This window comes from Burkholderia sp. GbtcB21 (assembly GCF_019091065.1).
Lineage (GTDB): Bacteria > Pseudomonadota > Gammaproteobacteria > Burkholderiales > Burkholderiaceae > Burkholderia > Burkholderia pyrrocinia_C.
The window spans coordinates 372124-398436 of sequence record NZ_JAGXKA010000001.1; the positions used below are offsets into that span (position 1 = coordinate 372124).

The window sequence follows — 26313 nt, forward strand, 5'->3', positions numbered from 1 at the left end:
GCTCAGCATTCGACGAGCGCCTTGATCACGCCGGCGTCCGGTTCGAGCAGCTCCGCGAAGCGGTCGGGCAGATCGGCCAGGCTCAGCGCGTGCGTCTTCAGCGCATCGGTCGGAACCTGGCCGGCACGCATTGCGGCGAGCACCGTTTCGAAGTCCACCGGCGTCGCGTTGCGGCTCGCGAGCAGCGTCGTTTCGCGTTTGTGGAATTCCGGGTCCGAGAACGAGATGCGCCCTTTCACGAGCGAGATCAGCACGTACTTGCCGCCGTGCGCGACGAAGTCGAGGCCGCGCTCCATCGCCGCGAGATTGCCGGTGGCATCGAACACGACGTCGAAAAACTCATCGTCGGTGAGCGCTGCGAGACGCCGCGCGTCCGCGCCCTCCCCCGTCGTATCGAGCCGCACGGCGGCGTGCGCACCCAGCGCCGTCTCGCAAACCGCGAGCCGGTCTGCGCGACCGTCGAGCACGCAAACCCGCGCGCCGCGCAGCGTCGCGAAAATCAGCGCAGCCATGCCGATCGGACCGGCGCCGACAACCAGCACGCGCTGCCCGGAGCGGACGTCGGCACGCGCCACGGCGTGTGCGCCGATCGCGAGGAATTCGATCATCGCGGCCTGATCGAGCGTGACGCCGTTCGCGTCGAACACGAATGCCTGCGGGACGGCGAGGTATTCGGCCATGCCGCCGTCCGCGTGCACGCCCAGCACCTGGATTCGTGTGCAGCAGTTCGTCTTGCCCGCCCGGCACGCGATACACGTGCCGCATGACAGGTACGGCATCACGTAGACCTGGTCGCCGGCCTTGACGCGCGCGCCCACCGGGGCGCTCTCGACGATGCCGGCCAGTTCGTGCCCCATCACGCGCGGATAGGCGAGATACGGCTGGTTGCCGGTGAAAATGTGCATGTCGGTACCGCATACGCCGACCCGCTTCACGCGAATCAGCACATCGTCGGGCCCCGCGGCCGGCATCGGACGCTCGGCAACAACGAGGCGGCCGGGTTCTTCGCAAATGACTGTTCTCATCGGGATCTCGATAACGTATGAAAAGAAGACGGTGTTGATGCAAATTGGCCTGACCAGACGAAGGCTATTGGCCTGACCATTTGCGGTCAAGCCAATTTGGTCAAATCCATGGAAAACACCTAGATCGCGATGTTGCCGAGAAAACCCATGACAAGCCTTATTCCACCGTTATATAAGGCGATTACCGGTAAACGCCAAGCAGCGAGCGATGCCGTCTCGGGACGTTCTGGTAAGGCCAATTCGAAGCCGAGTGCGAACCACTCCGACACCGCTCTCCCAAACGCTTGACAAATTGGTCAGGCCATCCAAAGTGCAGTAGACTCATCGCTCCGGAACACATGTGCGCGGTCCGCCGCGAGGGGGAGCATTGCTGGGCCAGTTCAATCAGGTGGATACCCGCCGTCTCTATCAGCGCATCGCCGACCAGATTCGCTCTCTGATCGAGGAAGGGCGCTTTGCCGACGGAGAACGCCTGCCGCCCGAGCGGGATCTCGCGCAACAGCTTGGGGTTTCGCGGCCGTCCGTTCGGGAGGCGCTCATTGCGCTGGAGATCGAAGGCATCGTCGAAGTCCGGATGGGGGCCGGCGTGTTTGTGTGTGCCGTCGCGAAGGCCGCGGCCGCGCCGGCGGCATCGCTTGGCGAAAACCCGATCGAACTGATGAATGCCCGTGCGGCGCTGGAAGGCAGCGTGATCGAGCTGGCCTGCGCCCGCGCGACGCCCGAACTGCTGGCACCCGTACGTCGCGCCGTGGAAGCGATGCGATCCGCGATTGCGGAAGGCCGTTCTCCGCTTCAGCACGATCGTGAACTTCACGTGGCAATTGCCGCGATGACGGGCAATTCCGTTCTGGTCCGACTGGTGGGCGAGCTCTTCGATGGGCGCCACAGTCCGATCTCGTCACGCGTCAGCGCACGCGCGGAAAGCAGGCAAACGTGGGCCAAGGCATTCGAGGAACATGAATCGATCCTTCACGCGCTCGAGAATGGCGAAGTGCTGATGGCACAGGCAGCCATGCGGACACATCTTTACGCGTCGCAACGACGCTGGCTGGAGCAGGAGCGCAACTGACCCACCCCGGCGCCGGTGAACGATTCGCACTGTCAGGATGGATCCGCTTTCACGTGATGCTGCGCCCCGCGCAGCCCGCGGCGGCGCGGGGCTGACGAAAATACCAACGCCCTGCTGCGACAGTGCTTCCCCAAAGGCACTGACATCAGCGGCGAGACGCTCAACCAGGAAGTGCTGTCGCTGGCCATCGCCGGCGAGGTCGCCGCGCTGGCCTCCGAGCAACACGGCGACACGCCCGCGCCCTTTCCCGACACGCTGCTGGACCTGGTCGACGGCTGGAGCCGGCACACGCGAGGCAGCGGCACATCGTTGCCGGCGCTGGAGCAGCAACTGCTGGAAGATGCAGTGCGGCGCGCCAACGGCAACCTGTCGTCAACGGCGCGCACGCTCGGCATCACCCGCGCGCAACTGGCTTATCGTCTGCAGCGGCGGGCGGGCGAGTCCGCCAAGGGCTGACGTGCCGTCGGCGATCTGCCGGGCGATGCTCCGCCGCCATCACCCGAGCACCACGGACTGATCCGGTGCTTGCCTCCATACTCCGGCAAGCACCGCCCGAACGCGCCGCCATCCATCACCCGACGATCACCTGCTGCCCGGGAGCGATCTCGCCCGGATTGCTCGCCAGATTCCGGTTGAGCTGCAGGATTTCGTTGAGCGCGACGTTGATCCGCTGACCGTCCGACATCCGCTGCTGTTGATCGGCCGGCACGTGGGCCGCGGCCAGCAGCGATCCTTCGTGACGTTCGGCAATCGTCCACAACGAATCGCCCGCGACCACATTCACGGTCAGCGGCGTGGCACTTGGCGAACTCGACGGAGGCTGCGCCGGTTGCGACGGTGTCGCGGATGCACTCGGCTGGGCAGACGCCGGTGCCGACGGCGTCGCGGAAGCACTCGGCTGGGCCGGCGCCGTCGTCGCGCCGGCCGACGGCGTGGGCGACGCGCCCGGCGTCGGTGTGCCGGCGTTCGGACCGGCCGGCGGCTGGTTCTGCTGGTCCGGCGCCATCGCCGACGTGACGAGATTAATCCCCTGCATGACGCCGAAGATCGCCACCGGCGCCAGCGCGATGCCGGTCGGCAAGCGCTCCAGCCACGGCGTCGCATTCGGGAAATGCGAATGCAGGCGCCCGGCGCCGAGCAGCATGCCGGACATCGTCGTCAGCGTGCCGGTGGTCGGATCGCCCGTCATCGCGGTATGAATGCCGCTCGCGATGCTCATGGCCGAGGTCAGGTAGTCGCCGGTCGCACTCACGGTGCGCGCCAGCTGGCTGCGATTGTCCGCATTCACGCCGCGCAGGCTGCCCTTGTAGACGATGCCGGTATAGAGCCCACTGAAGATGCCGCCCACGGCCTGCCCGCCGGCCAGCCAGTCGCCCTTTGCGATCGCCCGAGCCGCGTTCATCGTGATCGAGCCGCCGTAACCGCCGAGCGCGAGCACGCGGCCGACCCGGCCCACCGAGTGCCGCGGGCTGCCGTGGTGCAGCAGCTTCAGCGACGTGCCGCCCACCACGCCCTGCATCTGCGCGAGCATGTCGGCGGCGATTGCCTTGGTGTGCGTCACCGTGTCGTCGAACGACAGCACGCCGTCATCGTTGAGCGCGCGCAGTTGCGCGGCCTTGGCCTTGCCTTCGTGCGCGATCTGCACGAGTTGCGCGCCGCGCCCATCCACGTCGAAGCCGTTCGCCTTCAGTTGCGTCTGCAACCCGCGCACGAGCCGGTCGACCACCCGGTCGAACACGCGCGGGTCGCCGTTCTTCAGGCTCGCGACCGCGCCATGATGCAGCGCCTGGAACACGCGACCGACCCGCAGCCCCGCATACAGCGAATTCGACGCGGTGCGAAGCGACTCCCTGCCCAGCGTGACGAGCGCGAACGCCCCGGCGCCGCCGGTCGCGGTGGCCACCGCGATGTCGCCGGCAATCCGCTGCGGCGACGGCGGCGGCGTCTGGTTGCCGAGCGGCTCGTCATGCACCCGCAGCGCATGCAGTTCCGCCTGCGCACGCTTCTCGTCGGGAATCTTCACCTTGGCGAGTTGCGCGGCTTCCCGACGGCTCGCACCGATCGGCTTCGTGCCGTCGTTGATCAGCGCGGGATCGTGCACGACCGCACGCCAGTGGTCGAGCGGGTCCGCCGCGGCCGGCCGCGCGCTGGTGGTCACCCGGTCGGGCACGCCGGCGCCGTACTGTTCCAGCCAGCGCCCGCCGAACGTGCGCGCGCCCCGTTCCGTCTCGTTGCGCGGCGGATTGCCGTCGGCTTCCCATAGCGGCATCGCATGCTCGATCGTCGCCTTGCGCGCCTGGTTCAGCCACACGGTCGTGTTGCCTTCGTAGAGCTGCTGACGCAGCGCGGCCACGTCGGCGGGCGTCATCCCGTGCGCCGCGCCGATCCGCTCGACTTCCGCGAACAGCAGCTGATGCTGGTTCGCCAGCGTCTGCCGGTCGACCCGCTCGAACACGCGCGTCAGCGCGTCGGCACCGTGCAGGCGTCCGATCATGTCGGGCCGGTTGCGGTATTCGACGATCAGCTTCGCGAGCGCGCCGGTGAGATCGTGGTTGCCGATGAAGTCCGCGCCGTGCGTGCCGTACGACAGGCCCATGTGCACCCACTCGAGCCCGTTGCGTTCGAGCACCGCGCGCAGCAGCTTTTCATGGCCGGCGCCCGGCACCGACTCCGGCACCGCGTCCCAGCCGTGGAACGTGACCATCACGTTCGGCGCCGCGACGCCCGGATTCGCGTTGGCCCAGCGTTCGAGCGCCGTAAACATCCGCACATAGTCGTGATAGGTGTCGTTGGTGCCCGACTGGAACCGGTAGTCGGCGCCGGATACGAGCGCGCGCGACGGCGCGGTCTCGAGCCGGATCGCGAAACCCGAGCGCGCGGCCTCGTCGAGCCAGCGATGCAGATGCGCGAGATCGTCGAGCGGGAGCGCCTTGCCGTCCGTGCCGGGCGCGGGATGGATCATTCCGTTCTCGCCGTCGAACACGGCGTTTTTCTGGTCGCCGAGCGCATCCACCGCGCGCAGGAAATCCGGATCGTGCGCCTTGCCGAGCGCCGCCGCGAGCGAATGCGGATCGACCACGAGCGTGACGACCGGCATCACGCCGCCGTGCCGCTCGACCTGCTTCGTCATCAGCGCCGGATCGTCGCTCAGCGAGAACGAACGCGCCATCGGCACCATGCGGTCCTGCAACTGCGCGTTCGAGCGCGTGAAGATCTGCCGGATGCGCTTGTCGGCGACCGTCGCCGCGCCGAACCGGCGCGTGCGCTGTCTGCCCGGCACCGGCAGGAAGCGCGACGACGACGTCGACACGTCGCGTGCGACATACAGCTTGTTGAGCAGCGTCCGCCACATGCCCACGTCGACCATCACGGCCTGCGGCTCGCCCTTCAGCACCAGATCCTCCGTGTTGCCGGCGCGCTGCGCCTGCTTGTTGAAGGCCTCGACCTGCTCGTGCGTGGGGAAGTACTGCTCGGGTTTGGCCGCGCCGTTGCGCAAGTTGAACTCGACGACCGTGGTCGACGACAGCCCCGGCTGGTACGGCTCGATCGCCAGCGTCTCCAGCGCCGCGCCGTTGCGGGAGAAGCCGCTCCGCCGCAGGCGCTGCAATTCGCCGCGCACTTCGTTGTAGCCGAGCCGCGTGCGCGCCGCGAGCGCGCGGAACGGCGCGGACTGGCGGCCGCGCGCCTCCGCGTCACGCAGTTGCCCGAGCAGCGCCTGCTCGCGCGCCTCGAGCGCCGCGACGCGCGTCGGCCGCGCGGCCTTCAGGAATTCGCGCGGCGACAGTTGCGTGAGCAGGAAATGCATGTCCGCGCCGAACCGGTCGGTGCCGATCGGCATTTCGTCGAGCGCGACACCGTTGCGGCTCGCGTTGTTCGCATCGCGGACGTTGTCGAACCAGCGCATCTCGCCGTTACGCTCGGCGATCACGCCGCGCGGGTCGCCGAGCGCTTCCGCCACCGGGCCGTCGGTCTCGAACACGTAGATCACGTGCTGGCTGCCGCTCACCGAGCCGTTCCGGATCGCGGTCAGCAGGTGCGGCACGCTGTTGCCGCTGAAGTCGACCGCGTTGAACGCGGACTGGTCGGACGGCAACAGATGCGGATCGACGAGCGGCGAGCGCGACGCGGTGTCGCCCCCGCCCTGCTCCGCGTCCGCGCGCACCAGCGGCCGGCGGGTCGGCACGATCGACTGGAACGTGTCGCCCGCCGTGCGGCGCGGCTTCGTGTCGGTATCGGGCTCCTTCGCCGGCCGAAAGCCGCCGATCCGGTCGACGGTCTCGGGCTTGACGTCGCTGGCCACGAAGCGGATGCCGCGCCGAGGCGAGCGTCCGACCGGAATGCCGCCCCTGCGCCGCCGCCGGAACACCGCGCGCAGATCCTGTTCGGGAATCTCGGTGTCGGCGAGCGGCGCCTTCTCGTAGTACTTCCATTCGTGAGCCGCGTTGCGCTCCGCGTAGCCGAGCACTTTGCCCGTCTCGTCGTCGATCACGTGGATCCAGCGACGGTCGCCTTCGACCGCGCGCACGGCCTGACGCGGCCGCTTGAAGCGCGGCGCGTCCTGCAGCTTCGCGATGTCGGCGGCCAGCTCGCCATCGACTTGTCGGTTCGATGCCGCTACCGGCCACGACGATTTGCCGTCCGGCGTCTTGATCGTCGACGGGCCGCCGAAGTGCATCAGTTCGTCGTGCGCAACCGGCGACACATAGAAGTCGTAGCTGCGGCGCGTATTGCGCCCCTTGCTGCCGGCATTCGTCAGCGCCTTCTTGAGCGCGTTCGGCACGCGCTTGCCGTCCAGCATCCGCACCGGACCGAGCGCGCCGTTCGCGTCGGTCTCGAGCACCGCGACGACGGTCGGCGGCGCATGTTCGGCGTCCGCGGCGGGCCGCGCGGCATGCACGGCGACCAGCACGTGCGCGTTGGGGCCGAGCCGGCGCGCGAGCCCGTCGAGGGTCGGCGCATGCGCGCCGTCGACGCGCGTCAGCGTGCGCCGCTCCAGGCTGTCGAGCCATGCGGCGGCGCTTGCCTGGGCTTCGGCCGCCGCGGCCACCGTGGCACCCTCCGGCACGGCGGGCGCGCCCGCATGACCGGCTGCCGCGGCTGGCGTCGGCGCGCCGGACGGATCGCCGGCAGGCCCCGTGAGCCGGCTGGCCGCCGGCCCCGCCGGTCCGATCATCGGCCAGGTCGGGCTGCCGTCGGCCGCGCCGACCGCGCGCGTTCCGCCGGCATGCACGGCCGCATAGCCTTCCGGCAATCCGGAGCGATCCACGCCGACGAGCCGGTACGACACGTCGCCGGTTGCCGCGTCGCGGGTCCGCACGACATACATGTCGACGCCGGCCGGTTTGAACAGCTCGCCGCCGGGCGTGGTGACCCGCAGCGCGCTTGCCGGATCGTGGCCGAGCGTCGACAGCAGCACGACATCGGCCGGTGCGGCAGCGTCGACCGCGGCCAGATTCGCCGTCGCGCTGGCCGCGACGCGTTCCTGCGCGGTCAGGTCGCCGCGTGCGAACGCGGTTTCGTCGGGCAGCGCGTCGACCGGCACGTACGCGTAGTCGCTTGCCGCGCCGCGCGCCGCATCGAGTGCGCGCCCCAGTTCGTCGTGCCCGACGAGCCGCGTACCTTCAGCCAACGCAGGCCGCGCTTCGCTTCCCGCGTGGCTCGACGCATGCGCGGCACCCGCCGCCGCGTCGGGCACCGTGCCGCTGAACCGGAACCAGCCGTCCTCGGGATCGAGCGCACCGAAATCGGTGCCTTCGCCGAGCACGACGCTGCCGTCGCGCGTCACGAACTCGACGCGCAGGTTCGTCAGCCCGGCCTCGTCGAACGCCTGCATCACGCCGTCGATCACGCGGGTGGGCTCAGGTCCGTCGAGGAAACCGCTCGGCCAGTGCTGGCTCACGGTGCCGCCGGCGCGCGTCACGCGCGCGGCGTCGCCGATCACGCCCGGCCGGTCGGCCAGCGCGCCGCGGAACGCATGATCGAGCGTGACCGATTCGAACGTATCGTCCGGAATCGGCGTGAAATCGTAGTCCGGATCGGCGAACGTCGGATCGGGGACGCGCGGCACGGTCGGGCGCACCGGTCCGTCGGCCATCGGCCGCGCCGCCGTACGTGCCGTTGCCGGCGACGGCGCCGCGTCCGGCGCGGCGGGCAATGCCGGGCGGCCCGCGCGTGCGGGCTCGCCGCGGAACACCCGCATCGCGAGACGATCCTTGTCGACCTGGCCGGTCGGCCGCGTCCCGCGCACGGTGGCGGAACCGTCGCGCTCGACGAGCAGGATGTCCGGCGGCGCCCAGACCGACGTCGGCCGCCCGGTCAGCTCGGACAGGCGCTGCGCGAGCGCCTGGGCAAACGTCGCGCTCGCGGCCCGCACCTGACCGGGCGCGATGCGCAGCGGATCGTGCTTGCTCGAGCCGCCATAGCAGGAATACAGCGTCACGTCCTGGTCCGGCTCGAGAAGCGGCGCGACGCGCTCGGCCACCTCGTCCGGCGTGAGATGCCGCCCGTCCGGGCCCAGCATCGCGTCGGCGGAAATCCCGTGGCCGAACACCACGTGATGGCCGGGCGGCGACATCAGTCCGCGCGCGCCGATCGCATGCAGCGGATCGTCGGCAGGCATCAGCAGCGTGTCGGCCGGGCGCAGGAATTCGGGATGCTGTGTCGCGTCGACTCCGGTCACGTCTTCGAAGCCGGGCTGCAGCACCGTCTGGCCATGAACCGTCGTCGTGACGACGCCGTCGTTGACGACCTTGCGGTCCGTATAGACGCGGCTGTTCTTCGGATAAATCTTCTGCGGGATGCCCGACAGGCCGTCGTCCGCGTCGGCTTCGGCGGCCTGCTCGGTGCGCGCGGCCCATTCGTCGGCGGTGAAGATCTGTCCCGGCCCGACCTCGACGAGCGGGGTCGGCACATAAACGGGCGGCTCGCCCGCGTCCGGTTCGGGCGCAAGACGCGGATGCGCGGGCCCGCGCGGCGTCGGCCCAGGCGCGGGCCGCCCGGCCTCCTCCGGCATGCCGGCGTTGCCGCGCCGCCCGCTGTCCGCTTCCGGATCGATCTGCGCTTCGATCGGGCGCACCGGTTCGACCGGTGCGTCGCCGTGCGTAGCCGCGCCCCGCACAGGCTCGCCCCGCCGCGCGAACACCATCGGCGGGTCGGTCGCATCGGGCGTCTCCGGGATATGCAGATAGAGCCGCGTCGACACGTCGGGATCGTGTGCCGGCACGACGATGTCGTCGCTGTTCGGATGCAGGAACAGCGCGCCGGTGCCGCGCACCGAGTTGGACGCGATCGACGCGATCACGGGCACCTGCAGCTCGTAAGCGAGCTCCTGCGCGAACGGGTAGCCGCCGGAACCGAGATAGCAGCCCGTCAGCAGCACGCCGTTGCCCTCCGTATAGGTGGGATCCTCGAGTAGCTTGCGGGCAAATTCCCGCGGCGACATCGTGCTGCCGCCTTGCGTGACGGCGGCCGAGCTTTCCCAGCTCACGTCGCGCGGCTTCGTGCCGTGCGATTCGGCGATGTCGAAACCCGACACCTTCAGGAACTGCCGCGCGGTCGCGTGGCCGAGCAGGTTCACGACGCTCGAGCCCGGCACCGGCCGCAGTTCCAGCGGATTGATGCGCACCGGCTGCGCGCGGCCCGGCGAGAACTTGCCGTTCACGTCGGGTTCGATCTGGAAGCGCGCGAGCCGGCGGTTCGGGTTGGGGATCGCGCGCCGCCACCCGGCCGCGTCGTCGTCGCCGAGCCGGCCGAATACCGGTGCCTGGATCAGGTCCGCGAATTCCTGCAGCAACTGGGGATCGGCGCCGCTGTGCGGCCCCTCCAACGCGACCGGCACGCCCGGCGTATAGCCTTTCCACGCCAGATCCTCCAGCGCGTGCGTCATCTCGAGCGCGCTCGCCGAGCGGCCGCTGCGCGGATTGACGATCGCCCCGCGCCGCGTCAGCACGCGCCACACGTACACGCCGAGCGGCACGCGCACGTCGCCCGAGCTATCGCCGCCGCCCCAGCCGTTCGACACCGGGCGCAGCGCCACGTTGCTCCAGTTGACCGGATGCGCGCCCTGGTCGATGACCGCCAAGGCCGGCGAGAAACGGTAGGTGCGCGGCGCATGCTGCACCGAATGGTCGGGCACCCCCGCATAGTTGGGCGCGCCGGGTTCCACCACGATGCCGCCCGCATAGCCCGACGCGGGGCTGCCGTCGTTGCGATAGCGCGGCGATCGCCACGCGACGAAGCCGCTCGCGCCGTAGACGTCCACCCCCAGCACGTTCGCCAGCAATTGCGCGAGCGAAGTCACCCGCGTGCCCGCGCCGCATGCATAAAGGATCACCGGCGATTTGCCGTCCCAGCCGCTCTGACGCACCATTTCCGCGAGATCGTCGGCGCTCATCGCCTTGCCGGTCGCGCTCGCGAACGCATCGGCCCACGCGTGCGCATACACCGCGAAATAGCCGGGCGGCACCGGCATCAGCGGCCGTTCACCGGCCGGCAGCTGGTTCTCGGGCTGCTGCGGATGGTCCGAATAGATCGCGAGATCGGCTTCGCGGCGCGGATACGCGCCCCACTGCGTTTCTCTCAGTCCGTGCGGCGCGTTGATCACGTCGATGCGCCGGCCGTCCTCGCTGCGGATCAGCGGCTTGGCCGGATCGAACCCGCGCGGATACACCACCTGCAGCGTACGGTCGTACGCGTCGTTCATCGACAGCACGAACGCATTGCCGGCGTCGTTGAGCCCGACGTGGCCGACAACCGCCTCGGGCGGCACCGTGCCGTCCGCAGCGAGCGCGCTGCTGTCGACCAGCGCGATCCGGTAGCGGCCGGCCGCCACGCCTTCGCCGCCGACCATCAGCGCGTCGTAATAGGCCGTATAGCGGGTCACGCCGATCGTGCCTTCGTCGTCGGGCGACGCGGCCGCGCGGGCCGCCGCATCGTCGGCCGCGCGGGCGCGGCGCGCATCCGCCTTCGCCACTTGCATGTCGTCCCACAGATTGCCCCGTTCGGTGGCGGGCAGCCCGTCTTCCTCCGGCACGCGCACGTTGCCTGCCGCGTCCTCCAGCGCGTATACGTAGTACTCGACATGCTCGAGACGGTTGCCGCTCTCGAGGATCGACCCGACCACGCTGCTCAGGATCTCCGGATCGGCGGCGACATGCGCGGGAATCGCCCACGACGTGGGGCGCGCCACCGTCCCCGGCGCACCGGCCTCGGTCGGCGCCGCCTCATCGCCCGCCAGCGCGCCGGCGACCGCCGGCGTCACCGCGCCGTCGCCCGCTTCGGCGTCGGGCGCGAGCCGCAGCAGCGTCACGTCGCCGTCTTCCGGCGTGCCCTGGGTGCGGCGCGCGCGCAGCCACGCGGAGAATCTGGACCGCAAGCCGGTTTCGGCCGGCGCGACCGGCTCGCCGTTGTCGGCCGGTTCGCCGAAACTGCGTGCCTGCTGCTCGGCGTGCTGCCACGGGTTGCCGATCTCGCCCACCGCGAGACGCTGGTTCACCAGTCCGCTGGTGAGCATCGTGTGCACGACATCGATCGTCGTCGGCCGCGGCGCCGGCGGCGCGGGCGTCTTCGTGATCGCGCGAATCGGCCGTTCCATCAGCGCGTGTGAACCGAGGCCCATCTGCGCGACGCCGACGCCGAGGTTCAGCAGCTGCTGCGCGCGATCGGAATCGGACATCGCGTCCCAGTTCTTGATCAGCGACGCGCCCTGGTCGACCATCTGGTAGCCGCCGATCGCGCCGCCCGAGAGGTTGAACACCTGCGACGTGCGGCCCGTCGTCTGCGCAAGCGACTGGAACGCGTCGGCTTCCTGCGCGAAGCGGCCCAGGCCGGCCGTTTCGACCGTGGCGCCCTCGCCGCGCGACGCAATCGTGAGGATGTCCGACATCTTCCCGGTCGTGCGCAGCAGCGACGACGCCTCCGCGAGCGACTTCGCCGCCACGCCGAGCCCGCCGCCTGCGATGCCCGCGCCGCTGCCGATCAGGCTGATCCAGTCGCCGCGCGCCTGCGCATTGCCGAAGCCGGTCGACTGGCCGTGATCGCTCAGGTTCTTCAGGTCGCCGATCGCAGCCGGCACGCCGACCGCCATCCCCGCGCCGACCGCGGTCCAGGCCGCGCCGAGCAGCACGCCGCCGACCGGCGCGCCGATTCCGCTCGCGACCAGCACGACGCCGCCGGCCGCCGCGAGAATGCCGGTGCCGATCTCGAGAATGTGTTCGGCGTGCTGGTACCACTCCGTCTTGTGCGCGTCGATCGGTTCGTATTGCCCGAGATCGACGGGCGACCCATCGAGCTTCAGGTTCTTCGGCACGTACAGCTTGCCGTCGTCGGACAGCGCATTGTTGTGCTGGTAGTCGTCGACGGTGTCGTACTTCCAGCCGCGATCGTCGATCAGCTTGTACTGGTCCGGATGCCCGTCGACCTGCACCTTGAACAGCGCGCTCGGCGCGGTGCCCGTGCTCTTCGACACGTAGTAGATCGGCACCAGCGACACGACCGCGTGATCGCCGCCGACTTTCCGGATCTGGTCGACGACGGTCTGGATCATCTTCGTCGCGGCCGAATTCTGCGCGTACAGCGACTTGCTGTTCACCGCCGTGCCGTTCAGCAACTGTCCGTTGCCGACGATCATCTGCTCGAGCAGCGCCATCGACGGCACGTCTTTCGCGTCGGTCGGCACCGCGCCCGGGTCGTCGGGCTGTATCCCGAGCCCCGCGCCGACGAAGTTCGTGAGCTGGTCGGAACCGACCGTGAACGTCCGGGACTGGCCGTCGAAGTTCTTCTGGAAGTCGTTGAAGTACGCCTTCAGCTGCTTGTCCGGATCGGACTTGAACAGGTTGTAGCTGGCCGTCGCGGCCTGCTTGTTCTGGTTGCTCTGCGCGTGCTCGGTGCCTTGCTGGTAGCGGAGCTGGAAGTCGTTCGCGAAACCCGAGCGGAACCGGTCGTCGTTCTGCATCTTCGACAGCAGCGCCTTCGACAGCGAAGGATCGACGCCGGACGAAAGCGCCTGGCGCACGCCGTCGAACCCGTATCCCGTGTCGCTGCCGCGCAGCGTGTAGATCATCGTCTTCGCGTTGCCGTTGGCGTCGAGCAGCCAGCTCGCGACGTCGTCCTCGCGATGCACGGGCTCGCCGTTCGCGGTCGGCTGCTGGTCGGCCAGCCCGACCGCCTTGCTGAGCCCCTTGTAGAACTCGGTGCCGTCCCCGTAAGGCTGAGGCGTGCCCGTGTTCGACTGCGTCCACTTGTTGCCGAAATCCTTCTTCACGGTGTCGAGCACGACGCCCGCGAATTCGGGCGGCGCATTGGCGAGGATGTCCTGCATCCATTTGCCGGCCTTGTCGGCATTCATCCTGCCGTCGTAACGCGCCTGCATGCTTGCCTGGTCCGTCGCCTTCGAATCGGGCTTCTGCATCAGCGGATCGATCTGCGAATGGATGAAGTTCGCGTCGAAATGCGGCTGGCCGGCCTGCGTCCACAGCGTCTGGCGCTCGTCCAGCGAGAACGATGCGTCCATGTTGGTCTTCAGCACCTGGAGCGCGGCGCCGGGGTTGCTGCCCGGGTTCTGCATCAGCTGCGAGACCTGCTGCTTCGTGTACTGCAGCCGCACGTCGGGCGCCGCCGCGAGCAGCAGCTGGATCTTCTGGTACCCGGGCCCCGGCGACTTCGGGTCGACCTTCCCCATCGCATACTGGAACACGCCCTGCTGGTCGATCTGATCCTTCAGCGTCTTGGCCGCGGCCGGATCCTTCACGTTTTCCGGGTTCACCTCGATGCCCGTCAGCTTGACGAACGCCTCCGCGAGCGGATTCCGCTTCGCCAGGTCCTTCTCCTGGGTCGACAGCTTCGGGTCGTTCGGATCGACGGTCTGGCCCGTGTCCTGCAGCAGCGCAAAGGTGACCGGATCGGACTGCGCGAGCTGCTTCATCTGCGGCGACAGCGACGGATCGTCGGGATTGATCGTCGCGATCGTGCGTTGGAGCTGGCTTTGCTCGCCGAATGCGTCGACGAGGCCGGTGTACCACATGCCGTCGTGGTTCTGCTTCACGGACGCGACGGCCTGTTTCTGCTCGTCGGCCGTCACGTAGGTCAGCGCGGTGTCGTCGCCGCCCGTCACCACCTTGTCGTACTGGCTCTGTGCCTGCGACATCTCCCGCGTGATGTCGGCCTCGTCGGCACGGCGCAATCCGCCCGGCTCCTTCTGCCACGCCGCGTAGTCTGCCTTCGCGTCGTTCAGGCGCAGCGTCGCGGCCGACACGCTGTATTCGTGGCGCAGTGCGGTCGTCAGCGCCGTGTAGGCGGTGTCGCTGTTCGCATCGGCCGCGCTGGCTGCCTGACGCAACTGCGCACCGGTTTCGGGGTCGGCGCGCCGGACGCCGCCCGGCAGCGCGTTGTACTGCTTCACGTCGGCATACGCGTCCTGGTCGTGCTGCACCGCCAGCGCGAACTGGAATGCCTTCTCGTTGGTCGCCCGCTGGGGCGCCGATTCCGCCGTGACCGCCTTCTGCGCGTCGTCGAGCACCTCGCCGAGCACGGGATCCTTCGGCGACGCGTTGCGCAGATCCGATGCGACGCCCGCGATCGCCTTGTTCGTGTCGCCGCCGCCGTCCGCGGCAACGCGCATCTGGTTCTCGACGGCCGCCTGCACCGCGCCCCAAGCGCTTTCGGCCTTCTTGACCTGGTTGTCGAGGTCGGCTTGCGACGCGCCCTGGTCGTTCAGGCGCTTGAGCGCCGCCATCTCCGCCTGCGCCAGCTGGAGCAGGCGCTGGGTCTCGGCCTGCGCCGCGGCGAGGGCCTTCTGTTCGGGGGTCTGGGCCGGAGGAGCGCCGGCGGCGCCGTTGTTGTTCGTCCCGTTATTGTTCGTCGGGTTGTTGTCGTTCTGCGGCTGCGGCACGTCGACCGGTCCGCCCCCTCCCACTGCCATCAACACCATGTCCGTTCTCCCGCGGCATGCGTGACGTACCGGGCAAGCGGCAGGCCGCCACGCGCAATGGTCCATTGTGCCGAACCAACAACGCGCAAAAAGTCGCGAATTACGTAGTCGCCGGCCCGATTACGCCGGCACCGGGAAACGTGCGCTACGAATGTGGCGCGGGCAACGGCCGTTGCTTGCCGATACCGGATCGGCGCAGCACGAACGGTAAATTTTTCCGTTGCCTCCGGCCGTGTCGTCCAGCCAATTCTCATTGGCCTGGCGAAAGCCGCGGCGGCCGCACTGAAACCGAAACGCGCCGCCGACGCCGCGACGCACTTCCTCCTGCACCACACGCGCCCCGCTCCCGACTGAATCCCCGACGCCGACGCGCCGCGATTCCGCTCGATTTCGCAGAGGACCTTTCCTGTGCAACGCCTTAATCGACCGTCGCACGATCTCCAATAATGGCCGCTCGATCCGCCGGCCACCGTGCCGGGCAAACGATAAAAACTCCTATGCATTCCTACCAGATGAACAAGCATGCCGGCGCGCGCGTCGCGGGGACCGTGATCGCCGCATGCGTGACCGGCTTCGCGCCGGCCATCGTGCACGCACAGAGCAGCGTGACGCTGTACGGCCTGATCGACACGTCGATCACCTACTCGACCAACCAGCGCACGCAGGGCGCCGGCTCGCCCGGCAGCGGCAGCGTCGCGATGACGAGCGGCGCACTGAACGCGTCGCGCTGGGGGCTGCGCGGCCGCGAGGATCTCGGCGGCGGCATGGCCGCGGTCTTCACGCTAGAAAACGGCTTCTCGGGCACCACCGGCAAGCTGTCGCAGAAAGGCGTCGACATGTTCGGCCGCCAGGCATGGCTCGGCGTGAGCTCGAAGACGGCCGGCACGCTGACGTTCGGCCGCCAGTACGACCTGATCCTCGACTTCGTGACGCCGCTCGGCGCGTCCGGCCCCGGCTGGGGCGGCAACCTCGCGGTCCATCCGTACGACAACGACGATTCGAACCGCAACCTTCGCATCAACAACGCGGTGAAATACACGAGCCCGACGTACCGCGGGCTGACGTTCGGCGCGATGTTCGGCTTCTCGAACACGGCCGGCCAGTTCTCCAACAACGCGGCATGGAGCGCGGGGCTGTCGTATGCGAACGGGCCGCTGAAGCTCGGCGCCGGCTACCTGAAGATCAGCCGCGACCGCAATTCGCCGAACCCGGACGGTGCGCTGAGCACGGTCGACGGGTCGGCGACGATCACGGGCGGCAACCAGCAGATCTGGGCCGCGGCCGGCCGTTATGCGTTCGGGCCGCATTCGGTCGGCGCCGCGTGGTCGCACTCGACCACCGACGGCGTGACGGGCGTGCTCCAGGGCAGCAATATCGCGCCGCTGAAAGGCGAATCGCTCGTGTTCGACAACTTCACGGTCGACGGGCGCTTCTTCGTCACGCGCGCGTTGAGCCTCGCCGCCGCGTACACGTACACGATGGGCCGCTTCGACACGCGCACGGGCCAGACGCGCCCGAAATGGAACCAGGTCGTCGCGCAGGCCGACTATGCGCTGTCGAAGCGCACGGATGCGTATCTCGAAGGCGTGTACCAGAGCGTGAGCGGCGGCAACGGCAATCCCGCGTTCAACGCGACCGTCTGGACGCTGACGCCTTCGGCGAACAGCAACCAGGTCGTCGTCGCGCTGGGGCTGCGGCACAAGTTCTGACGACGCGGCGCTTCGCCGCTGCACTGTCCGGTCGATTGCGTACGGAACGCGTTTCGAGCTCCGCTCGATCATGGTGACCGGTGCAGAAAGGGCCGCGCCCGCGCGCGGCCTTTTCGCTGTGTCAGCGTGTACCGCGTGGTGCCGGCGGGAGCAAGAATGCGTCCCCGACTGTCGCGTCCGCGCAAAAAATGCGGAGAAACTGGTCGCGTTGTGACATTTTTCCTACTCTGTTTGCAGCGACGCCGTGATTCGGTGTTCCGGTCACAACACTCTTTCATATGGCGCACCACCGGCTTACGGACATGCATCGCGTCGACGGAGCCGGACCTTTCGCGCCGTTGCAGCCGGATACGTACGTGCCGATGGCACGCACCACGCTTTCAACGCAGTCAACCGCTGGAGACGAACGATGAGCAAAACGAACCGATTTGCGGTCCTGGCCGCCGTCGCACTGCTGGCCGGTTGCCACCACGCGGCGAAAACACCCGAGAATGCCGGCATGGCGCCGACGCCCTCGAGCGAAGCCGTCGCAACGGTGACGGCCGACGATCTCGACAATCCGAACAGCCCGCTCGCGAAACGCAGCATCTATTTCGATTTCGACGCGTATTCCGTGAAGCCTGAATTCCAGTCGCTGCTGCAGGCGCACGCCGACTACCTGCGCGGCCATCCGGCCCGGCGCGTGCTGATCCAGGGCAACACCGACGAACGCGGGACGTCCGAATACAACCTCGCGCTCGGCCAGCGCCGCTCGCAAGCCGTGTTGAGCGCGCTGGAAACGCTCGGCGTGCCGGGCACGCAACTCGAGGCCGTCAGCCTCGGCAAGGAAAAGCCGGTCGCGCTCGGCCACGACGAGGATTCGTGGGCGCAGAACCGCCGCGCCGATCTCGTCTATCGTTGACCGGACGCCGCCGCGACGGCGGCATCCGCGTAAAGGAAAGCGTGGCAGGCCGCCGGCCGCGGACGCGGCCGAGCGGTGCCGTTCGGCTCGCCGGGCTCATGCGCGTCACCGTTCACGCACTCGATACGCGGCGCGTCGCGCTCAACGCCGGCGTTCGAGCCGCCGATGCAGCCAGTGCGACATCACGGCCGACGTGACGAACGAATCGAGTATGGCGATCATGTTGATGCCGCCGATTTCATCGTCGTTCAGCAGGCGGCTCTGTAGCAGCACATAACAGATCATCGAGCAGGTGCCCACGACGATCCCCAGCAATACGAACCAGCGCCGCCGGATCCGCGTGCCGATCGCGCCCATGATGCCGCCCGCGACCGTCGCCGGCAGGAAATAGCCGAACAGGAACGACGCGAAGAAGATCATCGGCACCATGCCGGCGCTGACTTTCAGCACGTCCCATGACGGGCCGTCGATCAACGTCCACGCGATCAGCATCACGCCCGGCCAGACGAGCGCCGCGACCAGCGGGCCGCCGACGGCAAATGACAGGCAGCCGAGCACGATGGGCCGGGACGGACGCGACGGTTCACGCGGCGGGCTCTCGAGAGTTGCATTCATGGTTTTTGTATTTTGTAGTCGGAATCGGAATGGCGGCGTGCCGGAGTGTACCAAGGCACCGCGCAGCGGATCCGATCCGGCACCATCGCGCGCGACGATACGCAAAAAGCATGGAATAAACGGCCCGCCCGAGACGTTTCGTCATCGCGCAGACGCACGGTTCACGCGAACCGGCCTGTCCTGCGGCCTGCGCGCTGCAAGGAGATTGCAATGAAATCGACAACGTTGGCCGCGGCGTTGATCGCGGCGCTGATGCTTGTGCTGTCGGCGGGATGTACGCAGCCGGGCAGCGGCACTTCGCAAGGACCGGGCATGAGCCGGTACGGCGGCGGCTCGGGAGGCAGCGGTGGCGGAGGCGGTGGTGGAGGTGGCGGCGGCTACTGAAGAACCGCCTCGAAAAGTCGGACGATGCATCGCACGCGAGGACCGGAAACCGGCCGCATCGCGCGCGACGCCCCGCCCTGCGGCGTGACCCGGACTTAACGCATCGCCTTCACGTCGGCCGGCGTGACGCTCGCGGGCTGACCGCCCCACGTCGCGCGCAGGTAGTTCGCGAGCTGGGCGAGTTCGTCATCGCTCAGCGTGCGCGCGAAACCCGGCATCGGCTGCAGGTTTTCGAAGCCGGCAAATTTCTGCTCGTCGATGCCGTCGAGCATCGCGACCAGCAGGTTGCGCGGATCGCCCTGGCGCACCGTCGAGTTGCCGTTCATCGGCACTGCAACGTGCGGCTTGCCTTCGCCGTTGAAGCCGTGACAGCCCGCGCACACCGCGAGATACACCGAGCGGCCGGCCGCGAGCTGCGCGGCGTCGGCCGACACCGGCTTCACGGGCTGCGGCGCGGGCGGCGTATCGCCGAGCAGGTACACGGACAGCGCGCGCAGGTCATCCTTCGTCAGGTATTGCGCGCTCAGGTGCACGACCGGATACATCTCGCCGAACGCCGAGCCTTGCGGCGCGATGCCGACGCCGAAGAACGCCTGCAGGTCGGTACCCGTCCAGCCACGCGCGGCGAGGCCGGCCGGCGTGATGTCCGGCGCGGCCACGCGGCCGAGCGCGGCGCCCGCGAACGGCTTCGCGCCGTCGAGCTGGCCCGTGAACGTGCGCGGCGTGTGGCATTCCGCGCAGTGGCCGAGCGCGCCCGCGAGATAACGGCCGCGCTGCCAGTCGGCGGATTGCCCGGCCGACGCGTCCGGCAGGCTGTCCTTCAGGAACAACAGATCCCACACGGCCATGCCGAAGCGCAGGTTGTACGGGAACTTCAGCTCGTGCGCGCGGTTCTCCTGCGCGACCGGCCTGACCGTCATCAGGTACGCGTACATCGCGTCGGTATCGGCACGCGTGAGCTGCCGGTACGACGTGTACGGCATCGACGGATACAGCCGCTTGGACGGCGCCTTGCCGTCGTGCAGCGCGGCGTAGAAGTCGTCCGCGCTCCAGCTGCCGATCCCGTGATCCTTGTCGGGCGTAATGTTCGAGCCATAGAACGTGCCGTACGGCGAATCGAGCTTCGCGCCGCCGGCGAACGGCGCGCCGTCCTTCGCGGTGTGGCACGCCGCGCAGTCGGCGGCCTTGACGAGATAACGGCCGCGCGCGACCGGGTCGGCACCGGGCGCGCCGGTAGCCGCGTTCGAGGCCGGCGCGTCATGGCCGCCGCAGGCGGCGAGCAGCAGCGCGCAGGCCGCCGCGAGCGCGGGCAGGCCCGCGGCCCGCGCGACACGATGGGCGAATGTGCGTTTCATGCGGCGTCCTTCACGAGTCCCGGCGTCGTCAGCACCACGTCCTTCACGGCTTCGTAGTAGCGGACGTAGCCCGTGCAGCGGCAGATGTGCGCGTCGAGCGCGTCGGTGATCGTGCGTTCGACGTCGGCCTTCGCGACCGGCTCGCGCTTCAGGCGCTCGATCAGCACGGTTGCCGCGTTGACGAAGCCCGGCGTGCAGTAGCCGCACTGGAAGCTGAAGTGCTCGAGGAACTTCTGCTGGATCGGCGACAGCTCGACCACTTCGCCCGCGTCGTTGCGCTTCGCGTGGCCTTCGATCGTGCGGATCGAGCGGCCGTGGAAGAAGTGCGCGCCGGTAATGCAGGTGCGCATTTCCTCGCTCGTGCCGTCCGGCTTGTCGACGATCACGACGCATGCGTGGCAGATGCCCTGCCCGCAACCGAGCCGCGAACCGGTGAGGCCTGCATACTCGTGCAGGAACTCGATCATCATCAGCCCTTCGGGCACCTGCATCGGGCCGACGGACTTGCCGTTGATGTTGACCGACAGCGGCTTCTGCTGGAACCGGACGAGCGGACGCTCGACGGCGGCCGGAGCTGCGGCCGGCGCGGATGCCGGCACGGCCGAAGCCGCGCTCGGCGCGGACACGCCAGTCGCAGCCGCGCTGGCGCTCGCGGCCGAAGCCGCGGTTTGGGCGGTCGTCATGCGAGCACCTCCTGAATCTTTTGCGGGGTCACCGGCAGGTCGGTGAAACGATGGCCGATCGCGTGCGCGATGCCGTTCACGATCGCGCCGACGACGGGGATCATCACCACTTCGGCGACGCCCTTCGGCGGATCGGTCTCGGACAGCGGCGGCAGGATGTCGCCCGTCTGCGACCACACGGCGACGTCGGATGCGCGCGGCAACGGGTAGCGGTTGAAGTTCCACGTGCCGTTGCCGGGGCCGTCCTCATAGAGCGGCAGATATTCATGCAGCGCATGGCCGATGCCCATCGCGAGACCGCCCTGCAACTGGCCCGACACGAGCTGCGGCGAAATCTGGTTGCCGCATTCCATGATCGAGTGGTGCGTGAGCAGTTCGACCTTGCCGGTCGCTTCGTGCACGGCCAGCTCGACGAGCGTGCCGACGGCCGTGTAGTACGTGACGGCCGCGTTGTTGCGGCTCGTCGGCGGGATGAACACGCGCTTGCGGTCCAGCACGCGGTAGCCGTTCGCGGTCGGCGGCAGCGTGCCGTGCATCGCGGTCGCGCCGGCCGGTGCGGCGGTGCCCGGCACCGGGCCGCTGCCGTCGCCCGTCTTCGGCGCACCGACGCGCAGCGACAGCCCGTCGATCGGCAAACGTTCGACCGTGCCGCCCACTTCGAACTCGGCGTCGGTCCATTGCCAGCGGTTGAACACGTGCACGACGGCGCCGGTCGGCAGGCCGAGCGCATGCGCCTGCTTCGCGAGCTGCTCGAACGTCAGCGGCTCGAGGCCGTCGGCGGTCAGCTTGCCGTCGACCCAGCGCGCGTCCTCGATGCGGATCGTGTACGGCGCGGCCTGGCCGCCGCCGAGGCCGCGCGTCCAGATCGACATCGCGGCCGGCCACAGCCCGTAGCGGAACACCGCGCGCGCGGCTTCGCGCGTGCTGTGCGTGAAGTAGTACGCCGAATTCGTCGCGCTCGACGGCGACGCATAGTTCGGCGACCAGCGCGGGTTCGCGCTCAGCCGATCCTGGTCGGCCTGCGACATGATGTAAGGATCGCCGCTCGTCTCGACCGGCAGGTCCGGCCACTCGGTCACGGCAACGCGCACGTCGGTCGCCGGACGGCCGAGCCATTTCGCAACCGCGACGGCCTGCGACGTCGACATGCCCGTGCCGATCTCGGCAGCCGTGTGCTGCAGCGACACCTTGCCGTGCTCGTCGAACTCGACCTTCGCGAACGACGCTTCCGCGCCCGTGCCGAAATCCTTCTGCACGCACGCGAAGCCGACGCCGTAGCGCTTGCCCGGGTTCGCGGCCTCGAATTCGGCCTTGCGCATGGCGCGGCGCGTCCACAGCGGATGCTGCTTCGCACGCTCCAGCACTTCGTCGACGCGCAGCGCGCCGGCCGGAATCGCACCCTGCGTGTTCTTCATCCCCGAACGCAGCGCGTTGCGCAGCCGGAAATCGATCGGGTCGAGGTTCAGTTGCGCGGCGATCTCGTCGACCGCCATCTCGGTCGCGGCCATGCTCTGCAGCGTGCCGTAGCCGCGCGCGGAACCGGCGTCGATCGCGCGCGACGCGATCGCCACGGCCGCGAGGTCGCTCTTCGGGAAGTAGTAGATCGATTGCGCGGCCGTCGCGCCGACCATCGCCACCGACGGCGAGAAGTTCGAGCGCCCGCCGCCGTTCGCCTCGAAGTCGCCCTTGAACGACTGCAGCAGGCCGGTGTTGCGGTCGACCGCGATCCGGTAGTGCATCCTGAACGCGTGACGCTTCAGCGACGTCTGGAACTGCTCGTAGCGATCGTTCGCGAAACGCACCGGGCGGCCGTCCGCGTACAGCGCGCAGACGAGCCCGTAGAACGGCACGTTGAAGTGATCCTTCGAACCGTAGCCGACCGTGTAGCACGGATGCACGAACAGCTTCTTCACCGGGAAGCGGGTTTTCGCGACCATCGCGGCCGCGCTCTCGGCCACTTCGAGCGGCGACTGCGTCGGCACGACGAGGTGCAGCGACTGCGTCGCGGCGTCGTACCAGCAGTTCGCGTTGTCGGGTTCGAGCGCGGCCGTGTCGACCGACTGCGTGTTGTACTCGCGATCGAACACGAGCCAGTCGGCCGTCGGATGGTCGAGTTCGGCGGCGATCTGCGCGGCGAGGAACATGCCCTGCTCGTCGAGCTTGCCGTGCTCCTTGCCGTCCGGCCATACCGGCAGGTGCTTGCGCATCATGCTCGGGAAGATCGGCGCATCCTTAAGGCTCGAATAGACGTCGTCGTCGTAGGCCGTCTTGCCGCCCACGCGCACATACCGGAAGGTGCCCCACGGATCGCGCTCGAGCGGGCCCGTGACCGCGCCGTAGCGGATCACGTCGTCGCGGAACTTGAGCGCGTTCTTCGCGAAGCGGAAGCGCGCGAAGTCGTGATAGATCAGGATCGCGACCGCATGGCCGAGATACGCGGGCGTCTTGCCGGCCGGCAACAGCATGTCGTCGCCGTAGAACGCCGGGAACGCAACGCCGTCGCGCGCGAGATCGTCGGCCGTGACCACGCGGTCCGGTTTCAGGTCGTCGCCGAGCAGCGACAGGTCGAAGCCTTCGTAGGTGCGGTCGGCCTGCGTGACACGCAGGATCAGCGCATGCGACTGCTGCTGCGGCCAGTGCGGCATGTCGGCCGCGCGGACGTCGCGGGCGAACACTTTCGAGCCCGTGACCTTCGCGATGCCGTCGATGCGGAATTGGGGGATGCCGGTGACGCTATCCCATTTGACGGGGGTGAGGAGTTTTTCTTCGAAGAGCGCCGCGAATGCGCGGCTGCCCAGCGGCGCGACATACACTGCGACGCCCGCCAGTACGCTGGCTTTCAGAAAACCCCGCCGTGACAGGCCGTGGTTTTTCATGTGGGGAGAACCTCCTGATGCGGCTCGATCGGCGATCGGGTGTCGCGGCGTTCGGAGCGGCGCGCATTCTGGCATTGTTTTTGATATATCGCCTATAGTATTTCCCGCATGAAATACTTATTGGATTTCTTATAACGGGATTCGGCCGAGGTGCGGCGCGTGGTCGCGGGGTGCGTTTGCATGGCGCGCATCGGCTTCGGCCAGCATCGATACCGGCCGGCAGGCAAGCTCGCCACGCATCGCGGCCGGTCTCCGGCCGACCGCCGGATATCGTTTCGTCGGCAACGATGCCGCCTCCGTGCCGTCGAATGCGCAGGGCTTTCGCACGCGTGGCTTGCGACTGGCCGCCGCCGCGGTGTCCGGTGCCGGCGATGTGCGCCTGCCATACGCCAGGACGCTCCGCGCCGCGCATGTTTCATGGTAATGTCGCGCGTATCCGGCTTGCCGGTGCCTCCGCCACGTGCCGTGCGGGCGCCGCCAGCCATCGCGACTCGTGTCGAGGTCAAAAACCATGGCAGTCAGGGCATCCATCCTGAACTCCGTTCTCGCCACACCCTCCTCCGGCAACCACCATGTCACGGCGGCGTTGCGCCCGTCGATGCTGGTCACGCTGTTCGAAGATATTCGCCCGATGGCGATGTCCGGGCTCGCGAGCGGCTTCGTCGCGGTCGTCGCGCTGATCCGGCTGCAGCAGCTCTGGTGCCTCGCGTGGCTGATCATCGACGTCGGCCTGCTCGCCGCCCGGCTCGCGATCGCGCGTGCCTACACGGTGCGCCGCGACGCCGGCGACGATCGCGCCGAATACTGGGCGAGGCGCTATGCGCCCGTGTCGCTCGCCGCATGCTTCGTGCTCGGCGTCGGCGTGATGGGTTGCGTGGACGCCGTCGACGTCGAGCTCGGCACGTTGTCGGTGATGGTCGCGGGCGGCGTGTTCGGCGGGATCGCATCGCGCAATTCGGCGCTGCCGCGGCTCGCGATGACACAGGTCACGCTCGGCGTGCTGCCGATCGCCCTCGGCGCGATGCTGGCGGACCGGCCGGGCGCGTGGCTGCTGCTGCCGCCGCTCGCGATCTATCTCGCGGCCATGCGCACGGTCGTCCAGCGCCATTACCGCGTGCTCGTCGCGCTGATCGCCGCGCGCCAGCGCAACGCCGAACTCGTCGCGCACTTCGACGCCGCACTCACCTACATGCCGCACGGCCTGTGCATGATCGACAGCGAGACCCGCGTGATCGTCGCGAACCGCCGCACCGCGCAGCTGTTCGGCTCGCCGCGCGAGATCATGCTCGATACGCCGCTGGCCGACGTCGTCGCGGCGCTCGGCACGAACGCCATGTGCGATCCCGGCGGCGCCGGTCTCGCCGCGCAGTGCGACGTCTGGCTGACCCGCGACGAACCGGAGCCGTTCGACATCGCGCTCGCCGACGGCCGCCAGCTCGAACTGACGCGCCACCGCGTGCCGGACGGCAACGCAGTGGTCATCGTCGAGGACGTCACCACGCGCCGCCAGACCGAGCAGCACATCCGGCATCTCGCGCGGCACGACGCGTTGACGGGTTTGCCGAACCGCCACGAACTGCATGCCCAGCTCAAGCGGATGCTTTCGCACCGGCCGCACATGCCGGGCCCGTCGCTCGCCGTCATGTATCTCGACCTCGACGGCTTCAAGGCGATCAACGACCGCTTCGGCCATCAGGCCGGCGACGAGGTGCTGACGCAGGTCGCCGAGCGGCTCGGCAAGACGCTGCCGCCCGGCGAGCTTGCGGCGCGCATCGGCGGCGACGAATTCGTCGTCGCGATCGACGACACGACGATGCACGCGTGCTCGCTCCTCGCCGCGCGCATCATCCGGCAGATCTCGGCACCGTATACGCTGTCGATCGGCAAGATCGTCAGCCTCGGGATCAGCATCGGCATCGCGCTCGACGACGGGCACAGCTCCCCCGACGAACTGATCCGCCAGGCCGACAGCGCGCTGTACGACGCGAAATCGGCCGGCAAGGGCATCTACCGCTTCTATTCGAACGGCAGCCGCCGCGTGGCGCCGGCCACCGCCAGCTGACCTGACGGCACGCGCGGCCCGCTCATCGTCGTTTCCGCTACCGGCCGCATCCTCCCGGCGATTCAATTCCGAAACGCTTTGCGTGTTCGCACGTCGCGCCGCGCGCTCGCGTGTCACGTGACGTGTTCCGTAACATCGCCGCTCGCCACCCGTTACGTTGACCGCAGAAGCCTGCACGATCGATGCAGCGGACGCCATTTCGTGGTTGGCATTCTTATTGCTCCTTGATGGGGAAAGAACATTTCAGGGAGCCCAACATGAATACCGTCGAAGTCCTCGCCAGAACCGAAACGATCGACGAACAAACCGTGATCGACGGCGCGTCCCTGATCCGGCGGCTCGTTTTCGAGCGCCGCACGCCCGCCCGTGAAGCCGCGTGCGTCGACAATCCGCCGCTGACGCTGTACGGCGCGTTTCACCAGGGCGTCACCGATTACGGCGCGCGGCGCGCGAATCCGTATCGCGCCGGCAGCCGTTTCTGGGCATTGTGGGAAGAAGGACGTCTCGAAGCTGAAACATCGGGTCGCTGAGCCGGCCGCGCGCGCCGGCCCTGCTGCGGCAAGGGATCGGCGCGAAATTTGACGCACGAATGCGGCCGGGCCACGCGGCCGCATGCGTTCACCGATGCAACATCGCGCGCGGTTTCGCGTATCGGCAGGCCGGCTCGCCCATGCGCATCCATGCGCATCCGCTCGCATGCCGGTTGACG

Annotated in this window: 12 protein-coding genes and 1 pseudogene; 7 read left to right on the plus strand and 6 right to left on the minus strand. The window is 68.7% G+C overall.

Features of this window, described 5'->3' with window-relative positions; genetic code table 11:
- Positions 1-2: 2 nt before the first annotated feature.
- The gene (locus KVT39_RS01615; protein ID WP_034179475.1) at positions 3-1025 is read right to left on the minus strand and encodes a zinc-binding alcohol dehydrogenase family protein; all 1023 of its coding nucleotides are present in this window, start codon (positions 1023-1025) and stop codon (positions 3-5) included.
- A 367-nt stretch (positions 1026-1392) separates the two neighbouring features.
- Between KVT39_RS01615 and KVT39_RS01620 the strand changes: the two genes are divergently transcribed.
- Positions 1393-2094, plus strand: a complete 702-nt coding sequence (locus KVT39_RS01620; RefSeq protein ID WP_175750348.1) for a FadR/GntR family transcriptional regulator — start codon at positions 1393-1395, stop codon at positions 2092-2094.
- Between the two features lie 144 nt (positions 2095-2238).
- Positions 2239-2550 (plus strand): annotated as a pseudogene (locus KVT39_RS01625) (helix-turn-helix domain-containing protein); the annotation flags it as partial.
- Positions 2551-2665: 115 nt separating this feature from the next.
- Here KVT39_RS01625 and KVT39_RS01630 read toward each other — a convergent pair.
- Positions 2666-15019 (minus strand): LWXIA domain-containing protein, encoded by a 12354-nt coding sequence (locus tag KVT39_RS01630; RefSeq protein WP_217587298.1) that lies wholly within the window; start codon positions 15017-15019, stop codon positions 2666-2668.
- Positions 15020-15516: 497 nt separating this feature from the next.
- On the opposite strand from KVT39_RS01630, the gene KVT39_RS01635 reads away from it, so the two are divergent.
- Complete coding sequence (locus KVT39_RS01635) at positions 15517-16728, plus strand: porin (RefSeq protein ID WP_217587300.1); 1212 nt, start codon at positions 15517-15519, stop codon at positions 16726-16728.
- Between the two features lie 409 nt (positions 16729-17137).
- The gene (gene pal, locus KVT39_RS01640; protein WP_175747753.1) at positions 17138-17629 is read left to right on the plus strand and encodes a peptidoglycan-associated lipoprotein Pal; all 492 of its coding nucleotides are present in this window, start codon (positions 17138-17140) and stop codon (positions 17627-17629) included.
- Positions 17630-17770: 141 nt separating this feature from the next.
- Here the strand turns inward: pal and KVT39_RS01645 are convergent, their stop codons facing one another.
- Positions 17771-18244 (minus strand): hypothetical protein, encoded by a 474-nt coding sequence (locus KVT39_RS01645; protein ID WP_034180137.1) that lies wholly within the window; start codon positions 18242-18244, stop codon positions 17771-17773.
- Positions 18245-18454: 210 nt separating this feature from the next.
- Between KVT39_RS01645 and KVT39_RS01650 the strand changes: the two genes are divergently transcribed.
- Positions 18455-18628, plus strand: coding sequence for a hypothetical protein (locus KVT39_RS01650; protein WP_217587302.1), 174 nt, complete (start codon positions 18455-18457; stop codon positions 18626-18628).
- A 95-nt stretch (positions 18629-18723) separates the two neighbouring features.
- Here KVT39_RS01650 and KVT39_RS01655 read toward each other — a convergent pair whose 3' ends face one another.
- From KVT39_RS01655 to KVT39_RS01665, 3 genes are read right to left on the minus strand one after another with little or no spacing between them, the layout of a single operon-like run.
- A complete protein-coding gene (locus KVT39_RS01655) occupies positions 18724-19983 on the minus strand; it encodes a cytochrome c (RefSeq protein WP_217587311.1) in 1260 nt (419 codons plus the stop codon).
- A complete protein-coding gene (locus KVT39_RS01660) occupies positions 19980-20666 on the minus strand; it encodes a (2Fe-2S)-binding protein (RefSeq protein ID WP_217587320.1) in 687 nt (228 codons plus the stop codon). The genes KVT39_RS01655 and KVT39_RS01660 overlap by 4 nt, the downstream gene beginning before the upstream one ends.
- Entirely contained in the window at positions 20663-23542 is a 2880-nt protein-coding gene (locus KVT39_RS01665; protein ID WP_217587330.1) for a xanthine dehydrogenase family protein molybdopterin-binding subunit, read from the minus strand. The genes KVT39_RS01660 and KVT39_RS01665 overlap by 4 nt, the downstream gene beginning before the upstream one ends.
- A gap of 511 nt (positions 23543-24053) precedes the next feature.
- Here KVT39_RS01665 and KVT39_RS01670 point away from each other — a divergent pair.
- On the plus strand, positions 24054-25604 hold the full coding sequence (locus KVT39_RS01670) for a sensor domain-containing diguanylate cyclase (RefSeq protein ID WP_217587346.1): 1551 nt from the start codon (positions 24054-24056) through the stop codon (positions 25602-25604).
- 257 nt (positions 25605-25861) lie between these two features.
- Positions 25862-26134 carry a hypothetical protein gene (locus tag KVT39_RS01675; RefSeq protein ID WP_217587930.1) on the plus strand — a complete coding sequence of 91 codons (273 nt, stop codon included), beginning with the start codon at positions 25862-25864 and terminating at the stop codon, positions 26132-26134.
- Positions 26135-26313: the final 179 nt, after the last annotated feature.

Coding starts and splice junctions, on each gene's coding strand:
- KVT39_RS01615 (WP_034179475.1), bottom strand. CDS start 1,025: ATGAGAACAGTCATTTGCGAAGAACCCGGCCGCCTCGTTGTTGCCGAG.
- KVT39_RS01630 (WP_217587298.1), bottom strand. CDS start 15,019: ATGGTGTTGATGGCAGTGGGAGGGGGCGGACCGGTCGACGTGCCGCAG.
- KVT39_RS01635 (WP_217587300.1), top strand. CDS start 15,517: ATGCATTCCTACCAGATGAACAAGCATGCCGGCGCGCGCGTCGCGGGG.
- pal (WP_175747753.1), top strand. CDS start 17,138: ATGAGCAAAACGAACCGATTTGCGGTCCTGGCCGCCGTCGCACTGCTG.
- KVT39_RS01645 (WP_034180137.1), bottom strand. CDS start 18,244: ATGAATGCAACTCTCGAGAGCCCGCCGCGTGAACCGTCGCGTCCGTCC.
- KVT39_RS01650 (WP_217587302.1), top strand. CDS start 18,455: ATGAAATCGACAACGTTGGCCGCGGCGTTGATCGCGGCGCTGATGCTT.
- KVT39_RS01655 (WP_217587311.1), bottom strand. CDS start 19,983: ATGAAACGCACATTCGCCCATCGTGTCGCGCGGGCCGCGGGCCTGCCC.
- KVT39_RS01660 (WP_217587320.1), bottom strand. CDS start 20,666: ATGACGACCGCCCAAACCGCGGCTTCGGCCGCGAGCGCCAGCGCGGCT.
- KVT39_RS01665 (WP_217587330.1), bottom strand. CDS start 23,542: ATGAAAAACCACGGCCTGTCACGGCGGGGTTTTCTGAAAGCCAGCGTA.
- KVT39_RS01670 (WP_217587346.1), top strand. CDS start 24,054: ATGGCAGTCAGGGCATCCATCCTGAACTCCGTTCTCGCCACACCCTCC.
- KVT39_RS01675 (WP_217587930.1), top strand. CDS start 25,862: ATGAATACCGTCGAAGTCCTCGCCAGAACCGAAACGATCGACGAACAA.